Origin of the sequence: Actinoplanes sp. NPDC051861 (assembly GCF_040681145.1) — a bacterium.
In the GTDB taxonomy this organism is placed as follows: domain Bacteria; phylum Actinomycetota; class Actinomycetes; order Mycobacteriales; family Micromonosporaceae; genus Actinoplanes.
In genome coordinates this window covers 32,877-51,329 of record NZ_JBFAYE010000002.1, presented here as the reverse complement: position 1 = coordinate 51,329, position 18,453 = coordinate 32,877, and the positions used below count along the sequence as shown (strand labels likewise).

At 69.2% G+C, this 18,453-nt stretch carries 23 protein-coding genes and 1 tRNA gene; 9 read left to right on the top strand and 15 right to left on the bottom strand.

Annotated features, from left to right (window positions below):
* Positions 1-2: 2 nt before the first annotated feature.
* Positions 3-1,025: a LacI family DNA-binding transcriptional regulator gene (locus AB0M02_RS06845; protein WP_364222802.1), complete on the top strand. Its 1,023-nt coding sequence runs from the start codon at positions 3-5 to the stop codon at positions 1,023-1,025.
* On the opposite strand, the gene AB0M02_RS06840 is transcribed toward AB0M02_RS06845, so the two are convergent.
* The 3 genes from AB0M02_RS06840 to AB0M02_RS06830 are packed head-to-tail and all read right to left on the bottom strand — an operon-like array spanning position 1,022 to position 4,936.
* Positions 1,022-2,611, bottom strand: a complete 1,590-nt coding sequence (locus AB0M02_RS06840) for an NAD(P)/FAD-dependent oxidoreductase (protein WP_364222799.1) — start codon at positions 2,609-2,611, stop codon at positions 1,022-1,024. The genes AB0M02_RS06845 and AB0M02_RS06840 overlap by 4 nt on opposite strands.
* Positions 2,553-3,428 carry a hypothetical protein gene (locus tag AB0M02_RS06835; RefSeq protein WP_364222796.1) on the bottom strand — a complete coding sequence of 292 codons (876 nt, stop codon included), beginning with the start codon at positions 3,426-3,428 and terminating at the stop codon, positions 2,553-2,555. The genes AB0M02_RS06840 and AB0M02_RS06835 overlap by 59 nt, the downstream gene beginning before the upstream one ends.
* A complete protein-coding gene (locus AB0M02_RS06830) occupies positions 3,425-4,936 on the bottom strand; it encodes an aldehyde dehydrogenase family protein (RefSeq protein ID WP_364222793.1) in 1,512 nt (503 codons plus the stop codon). The genes AB0M02_RS06835 and AB0M02_RS06830 overlap by 4 nt, the downstream gene beginning before the upstream one ends.
* A 478-nt stretch (positions 4,937-5,414) precedes the next feature.
* Here AB0M02_RS06830 and AB0M02_RS06825 point away from each other — a divergent pair, with 478 nt between their 5' ends.
* Positions 5,415-5,837: a hypothetical protein gene (locus AB0M02_RS06825; protein WP_364222790.1), complete on the top strand. Its 423-nt coding sequence runs from the start codon at positions 5,415-5,417 to the stop codon at positions 5,835-5,837.
* Positions 5,834-6,367, top strand: a complete 534-nt coding sequence (locus tag AB0M02_RS06820; protein WP_364222788.1) for a hypothetical protein — start codon at positions 5,834-5,836, stop codon at positions 6,365-6,367. The genes AB0M02_RS06825 and AB0M02_RS06820 overlap by 4 nt, the downstream gene beginning before the upstream one ends.
* Positions 6,368-6,629: 262 nt before the next feature.
* Here AB0M02_RS06820 and AB0M02_RS06815 read toward each other — a convergent pair.
* Positions 6,630-6,702, bottom strand: a tRNA-Arg gene (locus AB0M02_RS06815).
* A 71-nt stretch (positions 6,703-6,773) separates the two neighbouring features.
* Between AB0M02_RS06815 and AB0M02_RS06810 the strand changes: the two genes are divergently transcribed.
* Positions 6,774-7,322, top strand: coding sequence for an SUKH-4 family immunity protein (locus AB0M02_RS06810; protein WP_364222785.1), 549 nt, complete (start codon positions 6,774-6,776; stop codon positions 7,320-7,322).
* Positions 7,323-7,334: 12 nt separating this feature from the next.
* On the opposite strand, the gene AB0M02_RS06805 is transcribed toward AB0M02_RS06810, so the two are convergent.
* The 5 genes from AB0M02_RS06805 to AB0M02_RS06785 form a co-directional block, all read right to left on the bottom strand.
* Positions 7,335-7,748, bottom strand: a complete 414-nt coding sequence (locus tag AB0M02_RS06805) for a TrmH family RNA methyltransferase (RefSeq protein WP_364222782.1) — start codon at positions 7,746-7,748, stop codon at positions 7,335-7,337.
* A 202-nt stretch (positions 7,749-7,950) separates the two neighbouring features.
* Positions 7,951-8,610: a dihydrofolate reductase family protein gene (locus tag AB0M02_RS06800; protein WP_364222779.1), complete on the bottom strand. Its 660-nt coding sequence runs from the start codon at positions 8,608-8,610 to the stop codon at positions 7,951-7,953.
* The gene (locus AB0M02_RS06795; protein ID WP_364222776.1) at positions 8,607-9,065 is read right to left on the bottom strand and encodes an SRPBCC family protein; all 459 of its coding nucleotides are present in this window, start codon (positions 9,063-9,065) and stop codon (positions 8,607-8,609) included. Before AB0M02_RS06795 ends, AB0M02_RS06800 begins: the two co-directional genes overlap by 4 nt.
* Entirely contained in the window at positions 9,062-9,397 is a 336-nt protein-coding gene (locus AB0M02_RS06790) for a metalloregulator ArsR/SmtB family transcription factor (RefSeq protein ID WP_364222773.1), read from the bottom strand. Before AB0M02_RS06790 ends, AB0M02_RS06795 begins: the two co-directional genes overlap by 4 nt.
* Positions 9,398-9,428: 31 nt before the next feature.
* Positions 9,429-10,097, bottom strand: a complete 669-nt coding sequence (locus AB0M02_RS06785; RefSeq protein ID WP_364222770.1) for an FKBP-type peptidyl-prolyl cis-trans isomerase — start codon at positions 10,095-10,097, stop codon at positions 9,429-9,431.
* An 82-nt stretch (positions 10,098-10,179) separates the two neighbouring features.
* Here AB0M02_RS06785 and AB0M02_RS06780 point away from each other — a divergent pair, with 82 nt between their 5' ends.
* Both AB0M02_RS06780 and AB0M02_RS06775 read left to right on the top strand, forming a co-directional pair.
* Positions 10,180-10,890 (top strand): SIMPL domain-containing protein, encoded by a 711-nt coding sequence (locus AB0M02_RS06780; protein WP_364222767.1) that lies wholly within the window; start codon positions 10,180-10,182, stop codon positions 10,888-10,890.
* 74 nt (positions 10,891-10,964) lie between these two features.
* Positions 10,965-11,939: a hypothetical protein gene (locus AB0M02_RS06775; protein WP_364222764.1), complete on the top strand. Its 975-nt coding sequence runs from the start codon at positions 10,965-10,967 to the stop codon at positions 11,937-11,939.
* On the opposite strand, the gene AB0M02_RS06770 is transcribed toward AB0M02_RS06775, so the two are convergent.
* The 3 genes from AB0M02_RS06770 to AB0M02_RS06760 are packed head-to-tail and all read right to left on the bottom strand — an operon-like array spanning position 11,924 to position 14,191.
* Complete coding sequence (locus tag AB0M02_RS06770) at positions 11,924-12,982, bottom strand: ABC transporter ATP-binding protein (protein ID WP_364222761.1); 1,059 nt, start codon at positions 12,980-12,982, stop codon at positions 11,924-11,926. The genes AB0M02_RS06775 and AB0M02_RS06770 overlap by 16 nt on opposite strands.
* Positions 12,979-13,776 carry an ABC transporter permease gene (locus tag AB0M02_RS06765; RefSeq protein ID WP_364222758.1) on the bottom strand — a complete coding sequence of 266 codons (798 nt, stop codon included), beginning with the start codon at positions 13,774-13,776 and terminating at the stop codon, positions 12,979-12,981. Before AB0M02_RS06765 ends, AB0M02_RS06770 begins: the two co-directional genes overlap by 4 nt.
* Before the next feature lie 7 nt (positions 13,777-13,783).
* A complete protein-coding gene (locus AB0M02_RS06760; RefSeq protein ID WP_364222756.1) occupies positions 13,784-14,191 on the bottom strand; it encodes a TOBE domain-containing protein in 408 nt (135 codons plus the stop codon).
* A gap of 62 nt (positions 14,192-14,253) precedes the next feature.
* Here AB0M02_RS06760 and AB0M02_RS06755 point away from each other — a divergent pair, with 62 nt between their 5' ends.
* From AB0M02_RS06755 to AB0M02_RS06745, 3 genes are all read left to right on the top strand, one after another.
* On the top strand, positions 14,254-14,727 hold the full coding sequence (locus AB0M02_RS06755; RefSeq protein ID WP_364222753.1) for a PadR family transcriptional regulator: 474 nt from the start codon (positions 14,254-14,256) through the stop codon (positions 14,725-14,727).
* Positions 14,724-15,023, top strand: coding sequence for a DUF2218 domain-containing protein (locus AB0M02_RS06750; protein WP_364222750.1), 300 nt, complete (start codon positions 14,724-14,726; stop codon positions 15,021-15,023). The genes AB0M02_RS06755 and AB0M02_RS06750 overlap by 4 nt, the downstream gene beginning before the upstream one ends.
* An 81-nt stretch (positions 15,024-15,104) precedes the next feature.
* The gene (locus tag AB0M02_RS06745; RefSeq protein WP_364222747.1) at positions 15,105-16,745 is read left to right on the top strand and encodes a rhamnogalacturonan lyase B N-terminal domain-containing protein; all 1,641 of its coding nucleotides are present in this window, start codon (positions 15,105-15,107) and stop codon (positions 16,743-16,745) included.
* Between the two features lie 68 nt (positions 16,746-16,813).
* Here the strand turns inward: AB0M02_RS06745 and AB0M02_RS06740 are convergent, their stop codons facing one another.
* The 3 genes from AB0M02_RS06740 to AB0M02_RS06730 form a co-directional block, all read right to left on the bottom strand.
* Complete coding sequence (locus AB0M02_RS06740) at positions 16,814-17,248, bottom strand: hypothetical protein (RefSeq protein WP_364222744.1); 435 nt, start codon at positions 17,246-17,248, stop codon at positions 16,814-16,816.
* Positions 17,249-17,252: 4 nt separating this feature from the next.
* Entirely contained in the window at positions 17,253-17,714 is a 462-nt protein-coding gene (locus AB0M02_RS06735; RefSeq protein WP_364222741.1) for a hypothetical protein, read from the bottom strand.
* 158 nt (positions 17,715-17,872) lie between these two features.
* The gene (locus tag AB0M02_RS06730; protein WP_364222738.1) at positions 17,873-18,352 is read right to left on the bottom strand and encodes a helix-turn-helix domain-containing protein; all 480 of its coding nucleotides are present in this window, start codon (positions 18,350-18,352) and stop codon (positions 17,873-17,875) included.
* Between the last annotated feature and the right edge of the window lie 101 nt (positions 18,353-18,453).

The following is an 18,453-nucleotide window of genomic DNA, read 5'->3' as shown; positions in this document are numbered from 1 at the left end:
GGGTGACCACGCCGACGCTCCGCGACGTCGCACTGATCGCCGGAGTGCATCCCGCAACCGCCTCGCGTGCGCTCAACCCGCTGACCCGACCGCAGGTCAACGCGGAGACGGCGCGCAAGGTGCTGCGCGCCGCCGAGTCGATCGGCTACCAGCCCAACCCGATCGCCCGCAGCCTCAAGACCGCCCGCAGCAGCACGATCGGCCTGGTCATCCCCGACCTGACCAACCCGCTGTTCCCGCCGATCGTGCGCGGCATCGAGGACGTGCTCAACGCCGCCGGCTACAACGCGTGGATCGTCAACACCGACAACGACCCGGATCGGGAGGAGACGCAGATCGAGTCGCTGCGCTCCCGGCAGGTCGAGGGACTGATCGTCGCCACGGCCCGGCGAAACCATCCGCTGCTCGTCCAGTTGCACGCGCAGGGCGTACCGATGGTGTTGGTGAACCGGAGGGTGGACGGCCTGGACCTTCCGTCGGTGACCGCGGACGACGACACCGGGATCGGCCTCGCGGTCGCGCACCTGGTCGAGCAGGGCCACACCCGCATCGCCCACCTGGCCGGCCCACAGGGCACGTCGACCGGGGTGAGCCGGGCCCGCGCGTTCCGGAACGCGCTGCTCGACCACGGGCTGGTCAACGACGCGGCGCTCACCGTCGAGTGCGGTTACTGGTCGGAGAGCGAGGGGGCGATCGCCCTGCGCAAGCTCCTCGACTCGGGCACGACGTTCACCGCGATCGTGGCCGGGAACGACCTGATCGCGCTGGGCTGCTACGACGTCTTCGCCGAGCGCGGCCTGCACTGCCCCGACGACATGAGCGTGATCGGCTTCAACGAGATGCCGTTCCTGGACAAGATGCGGCCGCCGCTGAGCACCGTCGCCATCCCGCAGTACGACATCGGGGTCGAGGCCGCCCGGCTGCTCCTGGACACGATCGAGGAGCCGGATCGGCACGCCCGGTCGATCCTGCTGGCGCCGTCGCTGGTGGTGCGCTCCTCCACCGCACCACCCCTCAGCCGCTAGCGCGACCCCATCACGGTCGCCGGGTCCAGGCCCAGGTCGGAAAGCACCTTGCGGGCGCTGTTGCGGCCCGGACGGCCGCTGACGCTGCCGCCGGGGTGACTGGTCGAGCCGGTCAGGAACAGGCCGCCGACCCCCGTGTCGTAGTCGGGCCAGCCGACCAGCCACTCCCCTCCGGGCAGCTGGAACTCGCCGCCGTGACACGAACCGCCCAGGTTGTGGGTGTTGTGTGCGGCCACGTCGCGGGGCGACTCGGCACGCAGCGCGAGGATGTCGTCCGGTTCCAGGCCGCCGACACGCTCGCGGACCCGCTGCACGATCTGCTCGGCGAACTCGTGTTTGGCCTCCGACCAGGGCCGGCCGTCGGACCGGTCCCAGGGCGCGATTGTCAGGATCTTGAAGGTGCCGGCGTCGCCGGGCGCCCGGGTCGCGTCGACGACGCTCTGGTTGACCACCAGCAGCCACGGGTCGGTGGCGTCGGTCTCGCCCCGGGCGAACGCGTCGAGCTGACGGGCGATGCCGTCGGTGCTGCCCAGACCGGCCGCGGCCGATCGCGTGGAGAGGTCGCCGCGCAGCGCGGCGTGCACGGCGAAGACGCTCAGCCCGGGACGCCACGCGTCGCGGGCCGTGGCCAGATCATCCGGCACCGAGTCGAGCATGTCGGGCAGACGAGCCAGGTGGCTGCCGGCGATCACGGCGCGGCGGGCAGCGAACCGGCGGCCGTCGGCGGTGTGCACGGCGACCGCGCGGCCGTCGCGTACCTCGATGTGCTCGGCCGCGGCGCCGCAGACGACCGCGCCACCATGGGCCTCGAGCAGGCGGATCAGTGCGGCCGGCAGCGCGCCGGACCCGCCGATCGGAGTCGACCAGCCGAACCGCAGCCGACCGGCAGTGATCGAGGACGGCAGCACGCCGGTGCCGGGACGGCGCGGATCCTGGATCGTCGCCAGGGACAGCCACAACATCAGATCGCGGACGGCCGGATGCTCGAACCGCTCGTGGATGACGTCCCAGGCCGAGCGGGACCGCAACTCCCGGTACGCGTCAGCGGCCGCCCCCGCGCCCAGCTCGAAACCCGACGACCAGCGGCCGTGCACAGCCGCGAGCCCGCCGTTCCACTCCCCGATGAGCTCGCGGAACGCCGCCGCGTCGGCCGCCGACCACTTGCCGATCTCGTCGGCGGTGGCGTCCAGGTCACGATGCACGGTGATCGTCTCACCGTCCGCGCGAGGCAGCACCACCGCCGGGTCGGTGTGCACGTATTGCAGACCCCACCGCGACAGCAGCCCCAGCTCGTCGTCGGCCAGCAGCGGGTTCGACTGGATCAGCACGTGCGCCGACGAGCACGAGTCGTGCGCGAACCCCGGCAGGGTCAGCTCCTCGGTGATCGTGTTGCCGCCCGGCCGTTCGGCTGCTTCGAGCACGAGCACCTGGAGCCCGGCCGCGGCGAGGTAACCGGCGCAGACCAGTCCGTTGTGGCCGGCGCCGATCAGGACGACATCAGCGGTATCTGTTACAGCGGTATCTGCTTCAGCGGTATCTGTTGAAGAACTCGACGATGGCCCCGAGGGCTTCTCGCTGGACGTCATCGGGCTCGCCCTCCGGGTAGATGTATCCGTGCACGTCATGACTCCACGAACGCCACTCGGCGTCGGCGCGCCTGGCCGCCAGCAACTCGTATGTGAGCCGGAAGATCCCCTGCAGTTCGTCCTGCTCGCGGCCGAGCACGAGCACCGGGATGTCGACGCCGTCGAGCCGCCGGGAGACCTCGTCCGGGTCGGTGATCGCCCGCCGGGCACGCTCGGTGCTGCGCATCTCGAGGCTCTCGATGTCGCGCAGGCCGTGCTCCTGTTCGACGTCCAGTTTCAGCGTCAGCAACTCGTGCGAGGCCGGCTCTGCCGCGACACCCGCCCGGAGCAGCCCCGGGTACTGCGAGAGCAGCTTGAACAACATCTCGCCGGCGTGGCTCACGCCCAGGTGGAACAACCGGTCGCCGTCGACGGCCGGCAGCTTCGCGACGTGCCGCAGGACGGCGACCTCGTCCTCGAACTCCAGCGGCGCACGGCTCATCAGGTCCATCCCCTGCCGTACGTCGGTGTGCAGCACGCCTCCGGTCTGGTAACCGAGCTCGACCTCGGTGCGATAGCGGCTCCACGCACAGGCGTATCCGGCTTCGAGCAGCACATCCGTGACGTACCGGAACCGGTGCACCCGGTCATGCAGCCAGTCCATGCCGCCGCCCCCGTTGCCGTAGGCGACGAAGACGAACGGGTGCGGTCCGTCGCCGGGTGGAAGGCGCAGAGCGTACGGCGTGTAGAGACCGTCAAGAGTCTCCGCCAGGTAGTAGTGCGCGGGGCTGTCCGACCCGGGCAGCGGCTCGACGCGCACCGGGTTCCAGCCGGTCATGCGACGGGTGGCCAGGTCGGGATGACACCGCGGCCGGACGGGAAGCGGATGTTCTTGGAGCGGACGAACTCGTGCAGGGTCTCGATGGCGTTCTCGCGGCCGAACCCGCTGCCCTTCTGCCCGCCGAACGGCGAGCCGAGGAACGCACGCCGCATGTAGTTGTTGACGAACACCATGCCGACCTCGAGCTGCTGCGCGATCCGGTATGCGCGGCCCTCGTCAACGGTGCACAGGGCCGCGGTCAGCCCGTACGCGGTGTCGTTGCAGATGTCGATCGCCTCCTGCTCGTCGGAGAAGCGCATGACACACGCGATCGGCCCGAAGATCTCCTCCTGCGCCAGCGTCATCGACGGAGTGACGTCGGCCAGCACGGTCGGCGCCACCCAGTACCCGTCCTTGAGCCGCTCATCGGTCGGCAGCGCACCCTGCGTGACCAGGCGCGCGCCCTCCTCCAGGCCGATCTTCAGGTACGTCAGCACCTTGTCGCGCTGCGCCGCGTCGACCATCGCACCGATGTCGGTCGCGGGATCGAGCCCGTCGCCGACGACCAGCCGCTCGGCCGCCCGGGCGAAACGCTCGAGGAACTCGTCGTGGATCGAGTCGTGTACCAGGATCCGCGCGGTGGAGGTGCAGGCCTCACCCTGGTTGTAGAACATGCCTTCGAGCGCCACGTCGATGGCCACGTCGAGGTCGGCGTCGTGCAGGACCAGCAGCGCGTTCTTGCCGCCCAGCTCCATCGTCGCGAACGTGAGGTTCTCGGCGGCGCTGCGCAGCACCCGCTGCCCGGTGACGGTGGCGCCGGTGAACGTGATCCGTTCGACCCGAGGGTGGGTGGATAGCGCCGGCCCGGCCGTGATCCCTGGGACGGCGTTCAGCACACCGGGAGGCAGCACCTCGTTGGCCAGCTCGACCAGGCGCAGCACGGTCAGCGGCGCCTGCTCCCCCGGCTTGATGATGACGGTGTTGCCGGCCGCGAGGGCGGGCGCGGACTTCTTGCTGAAGTGAATCGGCGGCCAGTTGAACGGCAGGATGGCGGCCACCACCCCGTACGGCTCGTAGATCACGCGGGCCTCGATCGGGCCCTGATCGATGATCTCGCCGTGCAGCGTGTCGGCCAGTCCGGCGTAGTAGTCGAACGCGGCGTGGCTGTAGGAGATGTCGAAGCGGAAGGCATCCCGGCGAGGTTTGCCCACCTCACGGGCCTCCAGGTCGGCAAGCTCGTCGGCATGCTCCCGAATCTTCGCCGCGACCCGCCGCATGAGCCGCCCACGCTCGCGCGGCGGCATCGCACGCCAGGCCTTCCCGGCCTCCCGCGAATCGGCCACCGCCCGGTCGACCAACTCGGCCGGCGTATCGAGAACCCGCGCGATCGGCCGCCCGGTCGCCGGCTCGTGCACGGTGAACGTGTCGCCGCCCTCAGCGGCCACCCACTCGCCACCGATGAACGCGCTCCAGAGCTCACGCCCGCTCTGCTCGGACGGCGTCTGCGAAGGAAGGGTAACGGTCAAAGGAGGACTCCTTCCGGCAGGCATCGCAATCGATTGCGATCCGCTGTGCTCGGAGACTAGGCTCGTAATCACGCCGAAATCAAGTATCCAGCCACAAACGATTGCCCCAGCGCTGGGCCATCCCGCCAGCCATGAACAGGAAGGCGCCCGAACGGCCATGACCGGGCGCCCCGTGGCTTCTACCAGCAACTACGGTGTCGCACCGTGTGGCTCCGAGCCTTGAGAACTCACCGTCCGCCTCGAGACGGCGGCTCGCGCCCTCTGGGCCTCGGCCGCCGGCGGCCGCGACCGAGGCTCGTAAGAACCACCTACCGATCGCATGTGGTCGCTTCAGAAGGCCCTACGGCGACAGTCGGGCGTTGTCGAGTGGAATTCCACAACCCTCAACCAATTCGAGATTTTCAGGACTCTGAATCACGTACCAGTCAACTACTCTGACTGGTACGTGTGATGAAGCACGCGCAACCAGGAGGTCAACTTGGCCGACTCAGCACATTCTGATCATGGCGAATCTCCCGACGCGGCATCAAGGGCGGTCGGGCGTATTGATCGTCGGACCGTCCACGATATTGAGCGCAGGATCAACATGAGACAAATGTCAGACTCAGTTGATTCGGCCAGCTTCGCACGTCTTTATGACGCGGCAAGACAGTCGGATCGGATGAACATTGAGCGGGCTTACGCGGCGATTTCGGCTCAGCAGGAAAGTCGCCTCTGGCGAATGAAAAGTTTCATCTTGGCCCACTTGCCTGGCCGGGTCTCGCGGCTGGTGTTAGCTGACTGGTTCGAGAGGAACGTGCGACGCTCCAAGGTGACGTTGGCGCTTTTCTTAGTCCTGACGGCGTTAGTTGCAGCCAACCTGCTTGTCGCTGTCGTCTTTCTCGTGAGGGTCGCGAATTGACTTCGCCAAAAAATGAGGCTTCCGCTGAAGCCGGGCTGATCTTCGCGGACTTTGCCGCAGGGGAGCTTAAGCTAGAACGTGAGCGGCGTGTCATGCTAGATCAGCGCGGCATAACAGTAATAACCTCGTCCAGCACGCTTGTCACCATCCTGTCTGGCCTGGCGGCCCTTACCCTGGTTCGGCCGACGACATATCGACCTACAGCGATTGCAGTTGCAAGCTTTGCGCTTGCCATTCTATTCTTGGCCACCGCTTCGCTCTACGCACTATTGGCGAATCGTTCCCGCTTCTACAGCGTCGTTGACGAGAGTAGCATCCTCTCGCTTAGGGAGGATGACGCCTGGGGTTTGTCGGCGGGTGATGCGCGATGGCTTATCATCGGCCTGAACGTCAAGACTTTAACCACTGTCCGCGCCGGAAACATAACGAAGTCGCGTCACGTTAATAGAGCACTTCTCGCTCAGCTGGTCGCCATCATGTTCTTAGCAATAGCGGTACTCGCCGAGACGTTAAGGCTACTGCTGAGTTGATGCTGCGCTTTCGTCACCGCCTGGTGTCCTCGCAAAGCACCATGACTCACGTGCTCGGTCAGGTCGCGCCGGTGCCCGGTCAACGGATCGGTACCCGCGTAGACCTTCGCCCGAAGGGAACCGCTGGGATGCTTCTCGATGCGGCCAGGGTCGCGGCCCGTGGCACCGGACCCACCTGCCATGACGTTGGCCGTGGTGGATTCGTGCCATGAACCGCACCATGTGACCAGCTCAAACGAGCCGATCAAGACTGTGGCCTGGGTGCCCCCGGCAGGAATCGAACCTGCGACACACGGTTTAGGAAACCGTTGCTCTATCCCCTGAGCTACGAGGGCGCGACGCTCAGGATAGCGTGCCCGCCGCCGAGCCCGAGCGTCACCACCCGCGCGGCGTGCAAGGATGCGGCGTGGTTCCCGATCAGCCGCTGAGGCCGCCGACGACGGCGGAACTCGAGTCGTGGGCGGGCACCGGCCGTGTCCTGCGTGCGACCGAGGCAGAGGTGGCGGCGTGGCTGCTCCCCGGGACGGCGAAGGCCGTGCTGATCTCCAGTGGCGTGCCGTTGGTCGACGATTTCGTCAGTGAGGTCTCGTTCGGCGCCGCGCCGATGATGTACCGGCTGGGGCGCGACGCCGGGCCCGCGGACATGACCTTGGAGTACGGTGCCGTGCCGGAAACCGGTGAGGTTCGGCTGTGGTCGCCCGGCGGGCACGGGGAGAGCTCCTTCGTGAACTCCTCGATCACTCAATGGCTGTGCTCGCTGCACATGGTCGGCACCTGGCTGACCGAGTCAGCCGTCATCGACAGCTGGGACGAGAGTGACGAGGCGGAGGAGCAGGCTCACGCCGAGCTTGCCGAACTGCTCCGCCGCATCGAAGCCGTCGACCCGGAAGCCATCGCCGACGGTGACCACGAGAGGCAGTTCTGGCCCGGGGTGCTCGATCGGTGGCTCTACTGAACAGGCCTGGGGTCACAGCAGGCCGGCGAGTTTGTACAGCACCAGTGAGCCGGCTACGGCGACGTTGAGGCAGGCGCCGGTGCCGATCATGGGGATCTCCACCGCGCCGTCGAGTAGGTCGAGGGCGTCGGGTGGGATGCCGGTGGCTTCGTGGCCGAGGACCATGACGGTCCGGCGCTGGGCGGTGGGCAGGTCGGCGAGCCTTGTCGCTTCGTCGGCGAGTTCCACGCCGAGGATGTTCGTGCCTGCGGCGCGTTCGTCGGCGAGCCAGCGCAGCGGACTGCCGACGCGGTGCACGCACGTCGGCTGACGAAGCGTGTTTCCGCGGGCGAGGGCCCGGTCCACCCAGTCGAACGGTGGCACCGCCAGGCACGCGCCGACGGCGTCACAGGTGCGCAGCAGGGTGCCGAGGTTGGCGCCGTGCATGGGCCAGAGAGGCGCTGCGATGAGGTGGCCCCAGCAGCGGTGCCGGCGGGGGCGCCGAGCCGACCGGATTTCTTGCGGGGTCCGGACCCGGATGGCGGGCCTCACCGGACGGGGCGGAAGCGTTCCAGATTCATGAGTGACGTGCTTGTCGGCGCACGATGCCATCGACGTCGGACGGTACACCCCAACGATACGGTGTGAACTAGCGCGGCCGCACCGCGTATGTCAGGTGCGTAACTCGCGGCGACGGCTCCGAGCGGATCGGCTCCAGGGCGACCCGGGACTCGTCCACCCCGTCGAACAGGCGGGTGCCCGCGCCGAGCAGCACCGGTGACAGCGCGATCGAGAACTCGTCGACCAGGCCCGCGTTCACGTACTCGAGGATCGTCGCGGCGCCGCCCGCGATGCGGACGTCTCGGGTGCCGGCGGCCTCGCGGGCCTGGTCGAGGGCCGACTTGATGCCGTCGTTGACGAAGTGGAAGGTGGTGCCGCCCGGTCGCTCCCACGGGTCGCGCTCGGTGTGCGTGACGACGTAGACCGGGGTGTGGAAGGGCGCCTCCTCGGGCCACGTCGGCTCACCGAGGTCGAACATGCGCTTGCCCATGATGCTGGCGCCTGTCCTCTCGTACGTTTGCTTTGCGATGTTGTTGTCCCGCCCCTCCTCGCCGCCATCGCCCAGCTTGAGGTTCTCCCGGAAGAAACGCAGCGGGAACATCCACGCATGCAGCTCCATCCACTGCCCCACCCAGCGGTCGAGGCGAGGGTCCTGTGCCCGCTCCTCGGGTGTGGCGAGGATGCCCCGCATCGACGGGGGTGCGATGAAACCGTCCAGCGACATCGCCACGCTGAAGAAGACCGTCACCGGATCATCTCGCCCACGTAGGCGGCCAGGTTGTCGAGGGTCTGCCGGCCGCCCTCGATCGCGTGGTACTTCTCGATGGCCTCGTCGCGCAGCTCGCTCGTGGGGAACACCGTGCGCATCACGATCTGGGTCGCCACGCCGTCCGGGGCGAAGGTCAGGATCGACTCGAAGGCGTTCGGGTCGTCGCGGAACTCGCCGTGCAGCAGCGTGATCCGCTCCGGCGGGACGATCTCGGTCCAGGTGATCCACTCGGAGTAGTCGGTGCCGTCCGGCCCGTGCATCACGAAGTCCCAGACTCCGCCGGCGTGGAACTCGAAGGAGCGCGTGGTGGTGCTGAACCCGGACGGGCCCCACCACCGGGAGAGGTGCTGGACCTCGGTGAACGCCTTGAAGACCAGCTCCCGCGGTGCGTCGATCACCCGCGAGATGACGATCTCCCGATCTGCCTCCGTCATCGGTCATCCTCCTTGAGGTCCCGCACGTACGCGTCCAGCCGGTCGAAGCTCTCGCTCCAGAACTGCTCGAATCCGCCGATCCACTCGTGGACCGGCCGCAGCCCGCGGGCATCGAGGCCGTAGAGGCGCTGCTTGCCCGCCTCACGGACCCGCACCAGCCCCACCTCGCGGAGCACCCGCAGGTGCTTGGACGCGCCGGGCTGGCTCATCCCCAGCTCCCGGGCCAGATCGGTCACCGGCCGCTCACCCGCCCGCAGCAGCGCCAGGATGTCCCGGCGCTGCGGCTCGGCGATCGCGTTGAAGGCGTCCGACGTCGTCGCTGCTCGTGCCACGGCAGCAATCATATTCCCATATGGGAAAGCGTCAAGCGGCAGACAGAACGTCCACCACGAAGCGGAGCACCCCGGCCGGCTGCGTGCCGCTCGGCTTCTCCCCGTACGCGAGCTCAGCCGGAATGTCGAGCTGAACCCGGCTACCCACCTTGACCCCGACCAGACCCTGGTCCCAGCCCTGAATGACGCTGCCGGCCCCGACCGCGAAGCTGAACGACTCCGAACGACTCCAGGACGAGTCGAACTCCTTGCCGTCGGCATAGGTGACGCCCACGTAGTTCACGTCGATCGTCTGGCCCGACTCGACCGCCGCGCCCGCGCCCTGAACGAGGGTCGTCGTCTTGAGCTTGTCGACCTTGCCGGTGCCCGCCTTCACGACCGGCTTCGTGCTCAGCGCCGGGTCCGCGCCCTCGGGCAAGGGCGGGAAGGCGGCCGCGCTGGGAGCGGCGGCGGCCGGCTCGGGCGCCGCACTCGCGGCCGGATCAGGCTGCGTCGGCGACGAACTCTTGATCCACAGGACCAGACCGGCGAGGAGGGCAACCACGACCACCGCCGCCCCGACCATGGTCAACACCTCGCGGCGCTTGCGGGCCGCCCGGGCGCGCGCCTTGGCCACCTTCGCCTCGGCCCGTTTCTCGGCCTTTGTCTTGAGTGGCTGCGGACCAGCGGCGGGACGTTTGCTCTTCACGGATTCCGGCACCGCCCGACAATACGACAAATGATCCCGACGAGTACCGTGTCAAATCGAGACACATACCCGCTAAACCGGAGAAAATAGCGGGATGATTAGGTCACGCATTGCGGTACCGGCACTCGTCGCCCTGGTCACGCTCATCGGTGTCCACCCGGCCCCGGCCGCCGCCGCACAGGAAACCGACGAACCACGGGAAGGTGTGGTGGTCACCGGAACCGGCGAGGTGTTCGGTGAACCCGACACCCTGACCGCGAACTTCGCTGTCGAGACCACCGCCGCCACCGTCGACGCCGCCCTCACCAGCGCCAACACGGCGGCCACCCGGATGCGGGACGCGCTGGTCCGCGCCGGGATCACGAAGGCCGACCTGCAGACCTCCGAGGTCAGCATCACCTCGAAGCAGAACGACGACCGGGTGATCACCGGCTACACCGTGCTGCAGGGCCTCACCGCGAAGACCCGTAACCTGCCGCAGGCCGGCGCGATCATCTCCGCGGCCACCGCGGCGGGCGGTGACGCGGCCCGGCTGAACGGTGTGTCCTTCGCGATCGAGGACGACGCCGCACTGCTCGCCGACGCGCGCAAGAAGGCGTTCGCCGACGCCCGAGGGAAGGCCGAGCTGTACGCCCAGGAGGCCGGCCGGAAGCTCGACCGGGTCGTCCGGGTGAGCGAGGAGAGCGCGCGGTACTACGCGGGCGGGGAACAGAACAAGCTGGTGGCGGCCGACTCGGCGGTCCCGATCGAGCCCGGCCGGCAACAGCTCACCGTCATGATCACCGTGGAGTGGACATTCGTGTAAGGATGAGCTGCGAACCGCGAAGTTCATCGATCCGAAACAGGTCTGTCTTCCGTATCTCGTGATGGAGGTGCCAGGTGGCAGACGTCGAGTTCCGCCTCGGGTCGGAGGGTGAACCCGGATCCCATGGCGGAGCCGACGGGATGCCGGTCGCCGGGCGCCCGGTCCCGGCCTTCGTGGACGAGGCCACCGATCGTCTGCCCATCATCAAGCCCGCGATCACCCGCCGCCCTCCGCCGCCGCGGGTCGCCGGGCGGGTCGTGCTCATCTACGAGCACCAGATCCGCAAGCCGTGGCGACTGCTCGTGTTCACGGCCGCGCTCGTGTCGCTCACCATCGGCGTGGTGCTGGGCCAGACCGAGGCCTACCAGCCGCCGTCGCGTCCGGCGGCGGCCGCGCAGATCAGCGCGCCGGTGCCGTCCCCGGTTGTCCAGCCGCCGGCACCGCTGACCGCCCCGCTCGGCGCCGTCAAGGAGCGCCGCCTCGAGCTCTCCGGTGCCGCGACCACGCTGCGTGTGCGTACGGCCGACCTGGGCGAGTCGCTGTTCACCGCCGCCGCACCTGACCAGGGCGCCGGGCTCCAGCTGACCGACACCGCCCAGGGTTCGGTGCTGACCCTGACCCCCGGGCCGTCCGGCACAGTCGGCGCCGAGGTGGTTCTCAACACCAGGGTCGCCTGGACGCTGAAGCTCACCGGCGGGGCGATCGACCTCGACGTGGACTCGCGTGCCGGCGGTCTCGTCGGCATGGAGCTCGCGGCCGGTGTCTCCCGCGCCGTGCTGCAACTCTCCGAGCCCAAGGGCACGGTTCCGCTCACGATCACCGGCGCGGTGAGCGATCTGACCGTTCGCACCGCGACCGGGGCCCCGGCCCGGGTCCGCCTGGGTAGGGGCGCCGGCCTGGCCACCCTCGACGGCAAGCCGCGTCGTGACGTCAAGGCCGGTGCCACCCTCCGCGAATCCGGCTGGTCGACGGCGAAGAACCGGTACGACGTCCGGGTGACCGCCGACGTCAGCACGATCCTGGTCGACCGCGTTCAGTCCGCCGGATAGGCGCGCGTCTCGCTGGCCTTGACCGCCACCCACATCTCCCGCCCCGGCTCCAGTCCCAGCTGCGCCGCGGCCGCCGGCGTGATGTCCGCAGCCACCGAGATCGGCCCCTCCAGCCGTACCCGCAGGCTGTCCCCGTGCCGCTGGATGTCCGCGAGCACCGCCTGCCACGTGTTGCGCGGGCTGCCCTCCGGGCGCCGTGGATGCAGCGCGACAGCCGCCGGCGGGAACGCCACGAACGCCTCACCCTCCACGCTGTCCGTCGCGGTCAGCGCGAACTCGTCACTGAGCGCCACGGTGTGCCCGGCGGCCCGCCCGCGGTAGAGGTTCAGCCCGACCAGCCGGGCCACGTAATCGGTACGCGGCCGAGCGGTGATCGCCGACGCGTCGCCCTCCTGGACCACGCGCCCGTCCTCCACGACCACCAGCCGGTCGGCGAGGACCAGCGCGTCCAGCGGATCGTGGGTGACGAGCAGCGTCGCACCCGGGTGGGCGGAGAGATGTCGCCCCAGTTCGGCGCGGGTCTCCAGTCGCGTACGCGCGTCCAGCGCCGCCAGCGGCTCGTCGAGCAGCAGCAGAACCGGGTCGACGGCGAGCGCCCGTGCCAGGGCCACCCGCTGAGCCTGTCCTCCGGAGAGGTGCCGCGGTTTGCGGCGGCCGTAGTCGGCGAGGCCCACGCGGTCCAGCCAGCGTTCGGCGGTTGCGTACGCCGTACGCCGGTCGACCCCGTGCCGCCGCGGCCCGAAGGCGACGTTGTCCCGCGCGCTGAGGTGCGGGAACAGCAGATAGTCCTGGAACACGACCCCGATCGGCCGCTCCTCCGGCGGCATCCACAGCCGGGTCTCCGGCACGTCCAGATCCCGGCCGTCGAGGGTGAGCCGCCCGCCGGAGAGCGGGGTCAGCCCGGCGAGGGCGCGCAGCGCGGTGGTCTTGCCGGCGCCGTTCGGCCCGAGCAGCGCGACCGTCTCGCCAGGGTCGATCCGCAGGCCGACGTCGAGGGTGAACGTGCCGCGCTGCACGACCAGGTGGGCGTCGAGGAGGGTCACGGCGCGGTCAGCCAGCGGTCGCGGAGGCCGGCCAGAATGGTGACCGAGACGGCGAGCAGGATCAGGCTGAGCACGACAGCGCCCTCCAGGTCACCGCTCTCCATGGTCTGGTAGACCGCGAGCGGCATCGTCTGAGTGATCCCCGGAAAGTTGCCGGCGAAAGTGATGGTGGCGCCGAACTCGCCGAGCGCTCGCGCCCAGCAGAGCACCGCGCCTGCCGCCACGCCCGGTGCGACCAGCGGCAACGTCACGTGGGTGAAGCTGGTCCAGCGGGTGGCACCGAGGGTCGCCGCCGCCTCCTCGTACCGGGTGTCGGCGCCGCGCAGCGCACCCTCGACGGCGATCACAAGGAACGGCAGCGCCACGAACGACTCGGCGATCACCACGCCCGCGGTGGTGAACGGCAGCGTGATCCCGAACGTGCTGTCCAGCCACTGCCCGACCAGCCCGCGCCGGCCCAGCGCGAGCAGCAGCGCGATGCCGCCGACCACCGGTGGCAGCACGAGCGGGACGGTGATCAGCGCGCGGACCAGGCGGCGCCCGGGGAACTCCACGCGGGCCAGCAGCCACGCCAGCGGCACGCCGAGGACGAGGCAGAGCACGGTGGCGACGCTCGAGGTGATCAGCGACAGCTTCAGCGCGGCGACGACCTCCGGCTCCGCGAGCCGCTGCGGCAGCGTCGACCAGGGCGTCCGTGCGATCAGTCCGGCCAGCGGAAGGATCAGGAAGATCAAACCCAAAACCGCAGGCAAAAGCAGGGGTACGGGTACCGAAGCGCGCCGCGACCTGCTCATGCGGGTCTCACGGTTGCCTTCCCCGGCCCGCCCGCTCGACCACAACGGTCGTCGACTTGATCACGGCGACGGCGACCGAGCCGACCTCGAGGCCGAGTTCGTCGACCGCTTCCCGGCTCATCAGCGACACCAGCCGGAACGGCCCGGCCTGGATGTCCACCTGCGCCATCACGGTGTCCTTGACGACCGCCGTGACGATCCCGCGCAGCCGGTTGCGTGCCGACGACTCGTCGGCGCGGTCGTCCGGCTCGGCGGCCTGTGCCCGGCAGAACGCCGCCAGCTCCACCCCGTCGATCACCCGGTGTCCGTGCTCGTCACGTCCGGCAGCCAGCCGCCCGGCGTCGACCCAGCGGCGAACCGTGTCCGGGCTGACGCCGAGGAGCTCGGCCGCCTCGCCGATCTGGAACGTCGTCACGAGATCACCTTAGCGGCCTGGACCGTTGTCTTTCATGAAGCTAGCGATATATCGTTAGCGTCATGAGAGGACACCCCGGCCGGCGAATGCCGCGCGGCGACGTGCGCACCGCCGTCCTGCTGCTCCTCGCCGAGCACCCGATGCACGGCTATCAGTTGATGCACGCGATCGCGCACCGCACCGGCGGGCGCTGGCAACCCAGCCCCGGCGCCATCTATCCGACCCTCAGCCAGCTCGAGGACGAGGGGCTGGTCACGATCACGGCGAGCGCCGGGCGCAAGCTCGTGACGCTCTCCGAGGCCGGCCGGCGGCACATCGCCGAGCAGGGTGGCACCTGGTCCGACCCGTTCGCCGCGTTCCCCGAGCGCACCGGCGGCACCGACCTGCGCCCCCTGCTGGAGCAGGTGCACGACGCCGCCCGGCAGGTCGGGCGGACCGGGACACCGTCCCAGGTCGAGGCGGCCGCCCGGATCCTGGCCGACACCCGCCGCGCGCTCTACCTACTGCTGGCCGACGGACCCGAGGAGAAATCATGACCGCACAGCACACCGCCACCGCCAGCGTGGCCACCGACAACGCCCCGCGTTACGCCAAGCAGCTCGCCTCCCACCTGGGCCGGCGCAGCGAGATCCGCGAGATCGGCGAGGACGTCGCCATCGTGCTGACCGTCGGCGAGTGCCGGCTGCACAGCACCCCCGCGGCACTGGAGCTGACCGCCACCGCCGGCTCCGACGACGACCTGCGGGTCGTCACCCGGGTCGTCGGCTCACACCTCGAACGCTTCGGCCAGCGCAACGAGCTCGCCGTGACCTGGGAATACCCGGCCCCGTAAAAAAGATCAGGATCCCGGGCAACCTTTCCGGCCGCCGCGACCACCTATGCGTGTCCCCCAACGACACTCATAGGTGGTTCGATGTCTCATCCCCAGCATCGCCGGCGTCCCGCTTCCCGTACGAGGCGGAGAGCGCTGGCGGGCGGCATCGCCACCGCCGCGGTGCTGGCCGGCGCCGGCCTGTTCGGCGTCGGCCAGCCGTGGGCCAACGCCGCGGCGAACGTCAGCTTCGACACCGGGACCGGGCTGGCCTTCACGGTCAACGGCACGAACGGCAACGTGACGTCGCTCAAGCACAACGGCACCGAGCTGGCCGCCTCCGGGCAGGCCGCCGGTCAGTTCCAGTCGGGCTGGTCCTCGGCCACCGTGACGAGCCAGACGTTCAACAGCGGCAACTCGATCCTGGTCAGCGCGGCGAACCCCGGCATCGGCGTGACGATGTACTACTTCGCCCGCAAGAACGACAACACGCTCTACATCGCCACCGACATCACCAAGGCGCTGAACCCCGGCGAAGCCCGTTTCATCAGCCGGCTCAAGTCGTCGCTGCTGACCACGTCGCCGACGGCCGCGAAGACCGGCGGCACCACGGCCACCGTCGAGGGCTCGGACGTGTTCTCCTTCACCGACGGGCGGACCGCGTCGAAGTTCTACAGCTCACAGCGCCTGATCGCCCAGCAGCCCTTCGGCGCGAGCGGCAACGGGCACGGTGCGTACGTCATCCCCGCGTACACCGACATGACCTCCGGCGGCCCGTTCTTCCGTGACATCGAGGTCAACGACACCGGCAGCGCGGTCAACATCACCCACTACATGTTCAGCGGCCACCAGCAGACCGAGCCGTTGCGGTTGGGACTGCACGGACCGTACGCCCTCGCCCTGACCGACGGCCCCGCGCCGGCCGCCCGCAGCATGGATTTCCTGGCCGCGTTCCTTCCCGGCATGCTCTCCAACGCGCAGCGTGGCGGGGTCAGCGGCACCGCCGGCGGCACCTGGAACGGCCTGCGGGCAACCGTCGGGCTGGCCGGCCCGAACGGTCAGTACTGGGGCCAGGTCAAGGCCGGCCAGTTCGTGATCGGCCACGTCAAGCCCGGCACCTACACCGCCACCCTGTACGCCGGCGAGCTGGCCGTGGGCGCCACCAAGACGATCACCGTGACCGCCGGCGCGACCACCCAGCTGGCCCTGACCGGCAGCGTCCCCACCGCCGGCACCCTCTTCCAACTGGGCACCTTCGACGGCACCCCGGCCGGCTTCCGCAACGCCGACAGGATCGAGACGATGCACCCGTCCGACTCCCGGATGTCCTCCTGGACGGGCACCCACAACGTCTCCGCCGGCGCCGCCACCTTCCCGATGGCCGAGTTCAAGGCGGTCAACTCCCCGATCGCGCTGACCTTCACCCTGTCCGCGGTCCCCACCAACGGCGCCCGGCTGCGCGTCGCCACCACCTCGTCGTTCGCCGGCGGCCGCCCGGCCGTCACCATCGGCAACTGGACCTCACCGACCTCAGCGTCACCGGCCCCCACGAACCTCAACTCCCGCAACATCACCCGAGGCACCTGGCGGGGCCTCAACACGACCTCCACGTTCACCATCCCCGCGAGCGCCCTGAAGGCCGGCACCAACACCCTCTCCCTCTCGGTCCTGAGCGGCAGCAGCGGCACCACGTTCCTGAGCCCCAACTTCATCTTCGACGCCCTGGCCCTCGACCCGGCCTAGGCGCCCCGGAACCGAAGGGCCCGGCTGCCATCGAGGGGAGGCGGCCGGGCCCTTCGCCATACGCGGCGCTAACGACGGGTCTTGCGCACCGCCGCGGCACGAAGCGCGAGATCCTCGGCCTCACGCCCCAACTCGGGCGCCGCACCGTCCGCACCGCAACACGGCGGCTTGGTGCGCTTCTCTCCCGGCTCCGGCTCGTGTCCGATAAGCCGGTACAACTCGGCGTATATGTTGAACTCGGGATCTTCATCGTTGTGATCAGCCACGAGCAGGAGCCACGCTTTGGTCTGCGATTCGAATGCGACCACTGCCCGCAACGCGCCACCAAGATGTTTGTCGCAGAGTCGTTCCAGAGGGCTCGTGCCCGTCAACCGGTACGACAGAGCAGCGCACCCGTTGGTCTCAAGGTCCCGCAAGAAGGCGAGCGCCCGTTTCTGCCCGCTTCGGTGGAGGCTCTTCAACTGCTGATCGGCGCGAGGCGTCCGCGTTATCGAGACTTTCATGTGACTAGTCCGCGAGCCCCAGCTCTCGCTCCAGTTCGTCGATGTCGGTGGGGATTCCGTCACCGCCGCGCATCTGCGCCAGGCTCTCCCGAAGGTCATCGCGGTCGAGAAGAGCCTGATCGGCGAGCCGGGCCCAGACCTTGTTCAACAAGTCATGGTTGTGCCCGGCGGCGCGCAGCTCGCGAACCAGGACAACGACGTCGTACAGGCGGCGCACATCCAGCCCACCACCCGGCGGGTCAGCGTGTATCAGCAGGCCGCGGCGGACCCAGCTCCTGACCGTGGGTTCGCTGACATCGAGCAGCGGCGCCGCCACAGACGCGGGAATCGGATCCAGGTCGTCGAGGAAGTCCCTGCTGACCTGGAGGATCTCGGCTCGGCTCTGATCGTCGCCGGTGATCCGGCTAGCGATCCGCTCCAGTCTTCCGACACGGGACAGGACACGCTCGACCTCCGCGCGTCTCACCCTGCGCCTCCCGGCTTGCTTGAGAGCGCGCTGTCTCGCCTTCTTCGCCGTGAAGCTCACTGGCCACCCCCTCTGCCGCCTCCGCACTTTCGAGTATGGGGCAGTTTTCCGAAAGTCTGAAGGCGGCAGCAGCGGCACCACGTTCCTGAGTCCCAACTTCATCTTTGACGCCCTGGCCCTCGACCCGGCCGAGGCGCCCCGGAACCGAAGGGCCCGGCTGCCATCGAGGGGAGGCGGCCGGGCCCTTCGCCATCTCCGGCGCCCGTCTGTTCGTTGCTGGCCGGCTCGGGCACGACCAGATTCTGGGCGGCCAGGTGTCGGGCGATGGTGGCCCGCGAGACGGTGACGTGGTGGGTGTGCTGCAGGTGCCAGCGGATCGTTTCCGGCCCCGCGTCCAGGCCGCGTTCAGCCAGCCCCTTACGGACTGCCACGATCAGCTCGACGACGCTCGGGCCGATCGCAGCGGGTGAGGTGTTCGGCCGCCGGGAATGCGGCTCGAAGGCGGCCTCACCCTCGGCCCGGTACCGGGCGATCAGCTTTGAGACCCAGCCTTTCGAGACCCCGTAGGCGCGGGCGGTCTCGGCCTGGCTACGGCCCTCGATGACAACAGCGGTAATCACGAGACGGGCTTTGGACACCCGCGACGATCACCACCATCCAGGGTTTCCTATGTCCTGACACACCGGTTTCCGATGTCTTGAGACAGGGGTTTCCTATGTCATGAGCCAGGACACTGCCG